General features: G+C 70.8%; 1 protein-coding gene. It reads right to left on the bottom strand.

The annotated features are described in order from the left end of the window. Nucleotides 1-1,283 (bottom strand): AMP-binding protein (locus tag H926_RS29915; RefSeq protein WP_043611012.1); only part of this gene is annotated, 1,283 nt, incomplete at both ends.

Here is a 1,283-nt window from a genome sequence, read left to right as displayed (position 1 = left end):
CAGCGCCGCGCGCCAGTGCACCGCGCGCGGCAGCATGAAGGCCGGCACATCCTGGGCCATGGCGGCGCGCAGCGCGGCATCGTCTTCCCCCGCGCCAGGCACGGCACGGCAGACCAGATGAATCGCCTGACCCAGCGCCGCATCGGGCAGGCCCAGCGCCACCACTTCGGCCACAAGGCCAGTGGCAAGCGCGGCCTCCTCCACCTCTTGCGGGCTGACGCGGTGGCCCGAGGTCTTGATCATGGCGTCGCGCCGGCCCACGAAATGGAGCAGCCCCTGGGCATCGCGCCGCACCCTGTCGCCAGACCACACCGCGATGCCGCCCATCTGCGAAAACGACGGCGCCGGGCGAAAGCGTTCGGCGGTGCGGGCATCGTCCTGCCAATAGCCTTGCGCCACCAGCGGCCCGGCGTGCACCAGTTCGCCCTCTTCCCCGTCGGCCGCCGCGGTGCCGGCATCGCTCACCACCATGACCTCGGCAAAGGGAATCGCCGTGCCGATCGCGGTGGGGTGCGCATCGATCAGCGCTGGATCGAGATAGGTGGAGCGGAACGCCTCGGTCAGGCCGTACATCGCAAACAGGCGCGCGGCGGGAAACAGCGTGCGCAGGCGCCGCACCAGATCGGGGGTGAGCGCCCCGCCGCTGTTGGTCAGCCGGCGCAAGGTTTGCCCGGCATGCTCGGGCCAGGCGCATTCGATCAGTTGCAGCCACAGCGGCGGCACCCCGGCCAGCGTGGTGATGCCATGGCGCGTCACTGCGCGCACCACATCGCGCGGCATCAGGTAATCGAGCGGCACGGCGCAGCCCCCCGCCGCCCAGGCCGACAGCAACTGGTTCTGGCCATAATCGAAAGCTAGCGGCAGCACCGCCAGCACGCGATCGTCGGCCGCAAGCCCCAGGTAATGCGCCACGCTGATCGCGCCGAGCCACAGGTTGGCCTGGCTGAGCATGACGCCCTTGGGCTTGCCGGTGGAACCGCTGGTATAAAGGATCGCCGCCAGGGTGTGCGGCAGCGCGGCCGAGGGTGGCAGCTGTTGCTGGGCATCGAGCGCGGCCAGCACCGCCGCTTCATCATGCACGGCCGCTGCTGCGGCATCGCCGGGCAGCAGGGTTTCCAGCCGGCCGGCATTGCCCAGCAACAACGCGGCGCCGCTGTCTGCCAGGATATGCGCGGCCTGCGCCCGGCGCAGCACCGGGTTGATCGGCACATGCACCAGCCCCGCGCGCACCGCCGCCAAGGGCATGATGCAGGCGATCAGTCCCTTGCCCAGCCACGTCGCCA

Origin of the sequence: Novosphingobium sp. B-7 (assembly GCF_000410615.1) — a bacterium.
In the GTDB taxonomy this organism is placed as follows: Bacteria; Pseudomonadota; Alphaproteobacteria; order Sphingomonadales; family Sphingomonadaceae; genus Novosphingobium; species Novosphingobium capsulatum.
The sequence above is the reverse complement of the archived record's forward strand: the minus strand, read 5'-3'. Positions and strand labels throughout refer to the sequence as shown.